We start from the raw sequence: 7,553 nt of genomic DNA on the forward strand, positions 1-7,553 counted from the left end.
TTGTGATTCCGGTCACGGTAACGCCGCCGCGGATCGCCCAGGCCGAGACCGGCCGCGTCGTCCGCGTCGAAGCCGGCCCGGGCCTGCGCCAGGTCCGGGTGCACCTGCAGCGACAGCGCCTTCTCGGCGGCCAGCACCTTGAGCAGGAACGGCAGCTGACCGACGAGGTCGGTGGCCGGACGGTGGATGCCGTCGTCCTCGGCGAGGGCCGTCGCCACCGGATGGGTGCCGAGCCACAGCTCCGCGACCGGCTCGCCGGTCGCGACCGCCCCGAGCAGGTTCGGAATCGCGGTCGGGGACCCCCAGGCGTACGACTGCGCCTGACCGTGCAGTGGCAGGATCCGGGCGCCGGAGGCCGTCGCCCGAGCGGCATCGTTCCTGGTGGTCACGGTCTCCCTCGTGGTGGGTGTCCTGCGGCCGGCCAGCCAGCGCGGCTCGGCTGTTCCTCGCTGTTGCTCGCTATTCCTCGTCGCCCCAGCCGTGGCCCTCCGGGTCGATCACGGCGGGGTCGACCCCCATCATCTCAGCCATCTCGTGGATGATCGCATCGAGGACGAGCTCGGCCAGGTCCTCGCTGTCGACGGCCCGCGCCTCGATCGGGCGGCGGTAGACGACGATGCGCCGCGGGGTCCCCGACCGACCCCTGCCGCTGGCCGGCTGGTAATGCGCGAGCGGGATCTCGTCATCGGTCACCGCCACCGGCGGGACGTCCTCGACGGCGAACTCGACGTCCGCGAGTTCGGTGGACCACCGGTGGTCGAGATGCTCGACGGCGTCCAGGACGAGATCGTCGAAGCGGTCGCCGCGGGTGGCGTAGGCGGGCACGTCCGGCGGAAGAAGAGTGCCCCGGATTCCACGGCCGCGCCGGTCGCGCCGCCGCCGTGGCGGGATCGGCCGGGCGACTGCCGGGAACCGCTCGGGCTCGCTCACCCTGTCAGCGTAGCGTTCAAGGATGGACGGTCGTCCGTCGATCGCGGTGAACTCCGCGCCGCTTCCGGCATCGCTCGGAGTGGTGCGCCGATCCGTGGGCGCGGTAACGACGGTTTCCGGTCACATCCCTGCGTTTCATCCCCTATCGCTACCAGCTCGAGGACGGTCCATGATCTCAAAATCGCTCTGGATACGTGCTGAAAGAGGGATATTGTATGCGGGCCGCGATGGCATGGTCGACGCCGCGTGACGATTAGTCGTCGCGCCACGCGACACGACCCGAGGTGGTGGCCGTCGTCCGTTCCGGGGGCTACCGTCCGGAACGTGAAGCCTCGGCGCTGCTCCCGCTCGGCCTGTTCCGCAGCCGCGGTCGCCACGCTCACGTACGCCTACGCGGAGTCCACGGCGGTGTTGGGCCCGCTCTCCCCGTACGTCGAACCACACTCCTACGATCTGTGCGGCACCCACGCGGATCGGCTCACCGTGCCGCTTGGCTGGGCTGTGGTCCGGCTCGAGGCCGAGGCGCCCCGCGAGGGGGGTCGTGAGGTGGCCGGGGACGACCTGGAAGCCCTTGCGGACGCCGTGCGTGAGGCGTCCCGGCGGGGAGGGCCGGAGCCCCCGCAGGGTCCGCAGGCCCCACCCCCGGGTGGCCGGCGGGGTCACCTGCGGGCCGTTCCCAGTCCGTCCTGATCCGGAGCGCTCCCACCTCTCGGCCGTCCCGGTCATGTGGTCGTCCCGATCTTCCGTTTGTCCTAGTACCGGTGGTTCGGTGAGTGGTTCGGCGCGACTTCGCCCGGACGCGGTCCTGGCGGTGCCGGACCCGGCGGATAAGGTCAACCGAGCCGGTCGCAGCAGTGGCCGCGCGGCCGGGGGGCACCATTCACCCGGTGCCGGGGGACACCAGGGAGAAGGGGTTGGAAGGGATGCGTGACCTCTCGCGGATCTTCAAGGCGTACGACGTGCGTGGCGTGGTGCCGGCGGAGTTCGATGCCGACGTCGCCCGAGCCACCGGAGCCGCCTTCGTGCGGCTGCTCGGCGCCCCGCGGATCGTGACCGCGCACGACATGCGGGAGTCGTCGGTCCCGCTCGCCGAGGCCTTCGCCGAGGGGGCGGTCAGCCAGGGCGCGGACGTGATCGCCGCCGGGCTGGGATCCACCGATCTGCTCTACTTCGCCGCCGGCTCGCTGAACATTCCGGGTGCGATGTTCACCGCGTCGCACAACCCGGCGAAGTACAACGGCATGAAGCTCTGCCGGGCCGGCGCGGCACCCATCGGCCAGGAGACCGGGCTCGCCGACATCCGCGCGATGATCGAGGCGGGCATTCCCGCCGGTCCCGGTCGTCGCGGCACCGTGACCCGGCGGGACCTGCTGGACTCCTACGTGCGTCATCTGCGCACCCTGGTCGACCTGGCGGGGATCCGGCCGCTGACGGTCGCCGTGGACGCGGGTAACGGCATGGGCGGGCTGACCGTCCCGGCCACCTTCACCGGGCTGCCGCTGACAGTGATCCCGCTCTACTTCGAGCTGGACGGCTCCTTCCCGAACCACGAGGCGAACCCGATCGAGCCGGCGAACCTGCGGGACCTGCAGGCCGCCGTCCGCAGCTCCGGAGCCGACATCGGCTTGGCCTTCGACGGCGACGCCGACCGCTGCTTCGTCGTCGACGAGCGGGGGGAGATCGTCTCTCCGTCGACCATCACCGCCCTGGTGGCCGATCGCGAGCTGGCCCGGGAGCCGGGGGGCACGGTCATCCACAACGTCATCGTCAGCCGGGCGGTCCCCGAGCTGGTCACCGAGCGCGGGGGCGTCCCGGTCCGCACCCGCGTGGGCCACTCGTTCATCAAGGCCGAGATGGCCCGTACCGGCGCGGTCTTCGGTGGAGAGCATTCCGGTCACTTCTACTTCCGCGACTTCTGGCGGGCGGACTCCGGCATGCTCGCCGCGCTTCATGTGCTCGCCGCGTTGGGCGGCCAGGACCGGCCGCTGTCCGGGCTGCTCGGGGGGTACGCCCGTTACAGCGCGTCCGGTGAGATCAATTCCGAGATCGCGGACGCCGCGGCGGCGATGAACGTGATCGAGAAGGCGTACGCGCCGGACGCCGCCGACGTGGATCACCTGGACGGGTTGACGATCTCCTTCTCGGACGGATCCTGGTTTAACCTCCGCCCGTCCAACACCGAGCCGCTGTTGCGGCTCAACGTGGAGGGGCCCGACGACGCCACGATGCATCGGCTGCGCGACGAGATCCTCGCTCGCATCCGGAGCGGAAGGGAAGCCTGATGAGTCTCGACCCGCTGCTGTTGGAGATCCTCGTCTGCCCGTGCAGCAAGCACGGTGAGCTGCGGCCCGACGAGCTGGGCGGTGCCCCCGTGCTGGTGTGCCTCGCCTGCGGCCTGGCGTTCCCGGTGCGCGACGACATCCCGGTGATGCTGCTCGACGAGGCGGTCCCGTTCTCCGGCGCGCCGGCGTCGAACTGACGCCGCGGCCTCGACGTGTACCTCGACGAGGCGATCCTCGACGACACCGCCCGCATTGACGCCGGTCACGCCGGCGGTCTCCTGCCGCACATCGCCTCCGCCGCCCGCCAGGTCCGTCGCGGTGCCACCCTCGCCCAGGAGGCCGGGGTCGCTCGCCTTGCCGCTGACGGGCGGCCCCGGGCGGTCGTCATGGTGGGGGTGGGCGGCGCGGCGCTGGCCGCCGGGGTGCTCGCCGCCGTCGCCGGGCCGGCCAGCCCGGTGCCCGTCATCGGTCACCACACCTACGGCCTGCCGGGCTGGGTGGGGGTGGCCGACGTCGTCCTTGCGGTGTCGGCGTCCGGTACCTCCGCGGAGACCTGTTCGGCGGTGGAGGAGGCGAACCGGCGTGGCGCGCGGGTGGCCGTGGTCGCCCCTGCCGATACCCCCCTGGCGCACCTGGCCGGGGTGGCCGGTGCGCCCCTCGTCGTGACCTCGGCGGAGCAGCCCGCTCGTGCCGCCCTGTGGTCGTTGTCGCTGCCACTGATCATCGTCGCCCGGGCCCTGGGTATCGCGCGGGTGGCGGACGAGGCGATCGAGGCGGCCGCCGTCCGCCTCGAGGACGTCGCGACCCGCTGCCGTTCGTCCAGCGAGTCATTCGTCAATCCGGCGAAGACGCTGGCGCTCGAGCTGGCCGGTACGTTGCCGATCATCTGGGGAACCTCACCGGTGACGAACGTGGTGGCCGAACGTGCCGTCACCCAGCTCGCGACGAACGCGAAGTATCCGGCCATCGCCGGGGCGCTGCCGCATCCCGCCCGCCACCAGGTCGCGCTGTTCGACGGTGCTTTCGGCGCGGGTCTCGCGGCTGGCGGCCCGGTGCGCGACGACTTCGACGACTTCTTCCGCGACCGCGCCGAGGAGGACGAGTCGATCCGGCTCCGCCTGGTCCTGCTGCGCGATCCCGACGTCGAACGCCTGGATGTCGCCCGGCAGGCCGAGGCGGCGGTGGCGGTGGCGGCCGAGCGAGGCGTCGGCGTCACCGAACTGCGCGCCGACGGCGGCGGGCCGCTGGAACGGCTCGCCTCACTCATCGGCCTGTTCGACTACACGGCCGTTTATCTCGCCCTAGCGCTCGGGGTCGATCCCGTGCAGGTGCCCGCGGGCCCACGACCTTAGGCGTTGACCAGGACCTTAGGCGTTGACCAGGCCGCCGGAAGGCTGGCTAGCGGCCGGCAGGCTGATCCCCTCTGCCGGATCCCGGTTCGACGCCGTTCTGAGGCTGCTGCGGCTGTCCCTGGTTCTGCCCGCTCTGGCCCGTGCCGGGCTGGGCGCCGCCTCCCTGTGGCTGTCCGCCCATGCCGGGAAAGATCCGCTGACCCAGGTTCTGCAACAAGTCGCCGAGGCCCTGACCGGGCGCCGGTGCTGGCGGGGTGTTCTGCAGACCTCCCTTGGTGCCGCGCGCGACGGTCGGATCGGCGCCGGGCAACGGGACCACCGGCCGGTTGGCCAGGGCGGCCCGCATCGACTTGCTCCAGATGATCGCGGGCAGGTCGCCGCCGAAGACATGGGGCCAGGTCCGGCCGTCGGCGACGACGCCCCGCAGCGGGTGGCTCTCCGCCCCCATGGGGTCGCCGACGGATACCGCCGCGGCGAGCTGCGGGGTGAAGCCGACATACCAGGCGGCCGAGAACTCGTCGGTGGTGCCGGTCTTGCCTGCCGAGGGGCGGTCGATGGCGGCCTTGGTCCCGGTCCCGCGGACCGGGACGCCGGCGAGCACACTGGTCACGGTGTCAGCAACACCCTTGGCGAGTACCTGTTCGCACTGCCGCGGCTGGGCGATGTCGATCGGGTCGTGGCTGGAGTCGATGGCCTCGGTGGCGAAGCGGGGCGTGCAGCGCACCCCGCCGCCGGCGATCGTCGCGTAGGCGTCGGCCATCTGCAACGGGGAGACGTACATGTACTGGCCGCCGCCGATGGCGGTGGCCCCGTCGGTGGAGCCGATCTTGTCTGCCTTCGGCGGTGTGACGCCCAGGCGTTTGGCCATCTCCAGGACCGCCGGGATGCCGGTCTTCTCCGCGAGCTGCACGTAGAAGGTGTTCACCGAGTCCCAGGTGCCCTTGGGGATGTCGTAGATGCCGGCCTCGGCGGGATCGGAGTTCGAGAAACCCCTGGGGCAGTCGCCCTCACCGCGGTCCAACGGGAACTTCTTGGTCTCGTAGCAGGCCGGGGAGTAGAAGGCCGTTGAGGTGCCGTAGCCCTGTTCGAGCGCGGCGGCGAGCACGAAGGTCTTGAACGTCGACCCGGGCTGGAAGGTGGCGCTGGTCGGCAGCGGCACCACCGTCTGGTTGACGGCTGTGTTCGAGCCGTACACCCGGTTCACTGCCATGGCGAGGATGTTGCCGGTGCCGGGCTGGATGACGACCTCGGTCGCCGACACCCGGCTGCTCGGTGACACGGTCGAGTTGACGGCGTCCTGCGCCGCCTGCTGCACCATCGGGTCGAGAGTGGTCCTGATGACCAGGCCGCCCTCGTAGATGCGTCGGTTGCGTTCCTCCAGGGTGGAACCGAGCGCCGGGCTCGCCCGCAGCTGGGACCGCACGTAGTCGCAGAAGAACGGCGCCGATGAGGTCTCGCAGGAGTCCGCGGCCGGCGGCGGGGCCTTCACGACGTTCAGCGGCATCTGCTTCGTCGCCTCTGCCTGGGTGGTGGAGATATACCCCTCGGCGGCTATCTTGTCCAGCACGGTGTTGCGCCGGGCCAGCGCGGCCTCCGGGTAGGCTGCGGGGTTGTACCGGGACGGACTCTGCACGAGCCCGGCGAGCAGCGCCGCCTGTTCGAGAGTGACCTGGGAGATGGGCACCCCGAAGTAGTGCTCGGCGGCGGTGCCGATCCCGTACGCGCCGTCACCGAAATACGCGATGTTGAGGTAGCGCTCCAGGATCTCGTCCTTGGAGAACCGCTTCTCGATGCCCAGGGCGTACCGGAGTTCCTGGATCTTGCGTTCCAGGGAGTTCCCGGCCACGACCTCTCGCTCCCGCGTGGTGCGGGCGTTCTGCAGCAGCACGTTCTTGACGTACTGCTGGGTCAGCGTCGAACCGCCTTGAGAGACTCCGCCGGCCTCGCTGTTGCGCAGCGCGGCGCGGAAGACGCCCTGTGGGTCGACGCCGCCGTGCTGGTAGAAGCGGGCGTCCTCGATCGAGATAATTGCCTCGCGCATGATCTTCGGGATCTCGTTGCCGGGCACGACGATGCGGTTCTCGGCCCCGCGCAACATGGCGATCACTGATCCGTCGGCGGCCAGAATCGTCGAACTCTGCGGCAACGGAGGCGTGACGAGCTCGGCGGGCAGCCCGAGGAAGTGGTCCGCGCTTCCCTTGGCGAACAGGCCGACCGCACCGACGAACGGCAGGGACAACAACGCGATGACCAGCCCGAGAACGATTGCCGTCAGCCCCATCTTCTTCAGGACCCGACGCCGGTTCACGGGTGGACGGGGGATGAGCGGCCTGCCCGCTCCCCCGGCCCCGGCCCCGCCGGCCGCCGCCGGACCGTCGCCCGTGCCGCCGGGGGAGCGACGCGCGGAAGCGCCGTCGTCCGCGTAGGTGACGCCGCTCGCCATGTTGCCCGGCCTGGCGGATCGGGACGGCCTGGCGGATCGGGGCGGGGTGGGGGCACGTTCCGGCGCGACGGCGTGCGACGGGGCACCCGACCGGGCCGGCTTGCTCGGGTCGGCCGGCTTGCTCGCGCGGGGGGGCGAGGTGGCTCGAGATGGAGTGCTCGACTCCCGTCCGACAGACGTCGACGTCACCCCCTCCGTGGACCGGCGCAAGGGCCGGAGTCTTCCTGGGACCTGTCCAGCATGCGTGAGCCGGCACTTGGTCGCTCACCGGCAGCACCGCCTCGAACCCGGTGCGACGTGGCAGCGGGTGCGCGCCGATTCGTGGCGGTTGGCGCGGACGGTCTGATTCGCAGGTAACGCTAGACGAGCGTTTCACCGGCGGACCAGCCGCCACGTCCGGTGTGTGCGGTACGTCCTACATTGTTTAGCAGACGTTAAGGAAGTGTGGATCTGATGGTGCGTGCCCCGGCCGGTCCGGGCGGGTGCGGCCGGACGATGGGCTGGCTGGCTGGCGGGGACCGGTGAGGGCGGCCGGGTCACCGGCCC

The 7,553-nt window shown here is 71.2% G+C and carries 7 protein-coding genes; 4 read left to right on the plus strand and 3 right to left on the minus strand.

Annotated elements, in window-relative coordinates:
- Both AC08OV_RS20785 and AC08OV_RS20790 read right to left on the minus strand, forming a co-directional pair.
- Window positions 1-389, minus strand: a 389-nt coding sequence (locus AC08OV_RS20785; protein ID WP_476620156.1) for a type I phosphomannose isomerase catalytic subunit, incomplete at its 3' end; no start/stop codon positions are given.
- A gap of 70 nt (window positions 390-459) precedes the next feature.
- On the minus strand, window positions 460-930 hold the full coding sequence (locus tag AC08OV_RS20790) for a metallopeptidase family protein (RefSeq protein WP_476614713.1): 471 nt from the start codon (window positions 928-930) through the stop codon (window positions 460-462).
- A gap of 324 nt (window positions 931-1,254) precedes the next feature.
- Here AC08OV_RS20790 and AC08OV_RS20795 point away from each other — a divergent pair, with 324 nt between their 5' ends.
- The 4 genes from AC08OV_RS20795 (at window position 1,255) to AC08OV_RS20810 (ending at window position 4,564) form a co-directional block, all read left to right on the plus strand.
- A complete protein-coding gene (locus tag AC08OV_RS20795) occupies window positions 1,255-1,620 on the plus strand; it encodes a DUF3499 domain-containing protein (protein ID WP_035908204.1) in 366 nt (121 codons plus the stop codon).
- Window positions 1,621-1,853: 233 nt separating this feature from the next.
- Window positions 1,854-3,212 (plus strand): phosphomannomutase/phosphoglucomutase, encoded by a 1,359-nt coding sequence (locus AC08OV_RS20800; RefSeq protein ID WP_476593823.1) that lies wholly within the window; start codon window positions 1,854-1,856, stop codon window positions 3,210-3,212.
- The gene (locus AC08OV_RS20805) at window positions 3,212-3,409 is read left to right on the plus strand and encodes a Trm112 family protein (protein ID WP_462188239.1); all 198 of its coding nucleotides are present in this window, start codon (window positions 3,212-3,214) and stop codon (window positions 3,407-3,409) included. The genes AC08OV_RS20800 and AC08OV_RS20805 overlap by 1 nt, the downstream gene beginning before the upstream one ends.
- A 15-nt stretch (window positions 3,410-3,424) precedes the next feature.
- Window positions 3,425-4,564: an SIS domain-containing protein gene (locus tag AC08OV_RS20810; protein ID WP_476614714.1), complete on the plus strand. Its 1,140-nt coding sequence runs from the start codon at window positions 3,425-3,427 to the stop codon at window positions 4,562-4,564.
- A gap of 46 nt (window positions 4,565-4,610) precedes the next feature.
- Here the strand turns inward: AC08OV_RS20810 and AC08OV_RS20815 are convergent, their stop codons facing one another.
- Window positions 4,611-7,007, minus strand: a complete 2,397-nt coding sequence (locus tag AC08OV_RS20815; RefSeq protein WP_476620157.1) for a transglycosylase domain-containing protein — start codon at window positions 7,005-7,007, stop codon at window positions 4,611-4,613.
- Between the last annotated feature and the right edge of the window lie 546 nt (window positions 7,008-7,553).

Source organism: Frankia sp. CeTa3Moorea (assembly GCF_978021225.1).

Excerpts from the sequence above, each read along its gene's own strand:
- AC08OV_RS20805 (WP_462188239.1), top strand. The coding sequence starts at position 3,212 with ATGAGTCTCGACCCGCTGCTGTTGGAGATCCTCGTCTGCCCGTGCAGC.
- AC08OV_RS20800 (WP_476593823.1), top strand. The coding sequence starts at position 1,854 with ATGCGTGACCTCTCGCGGATCTTCAAGGCGTACGACGTGCGTGGCGTG.
- AC08OV_RS20815 (WP_476620157.1), bottom strand. The coding sequence starts at position 7,007 with ATGGCGAGCGGCGTCACCTACGCGGACGACGGCGCTTCCGCGCGTCGC.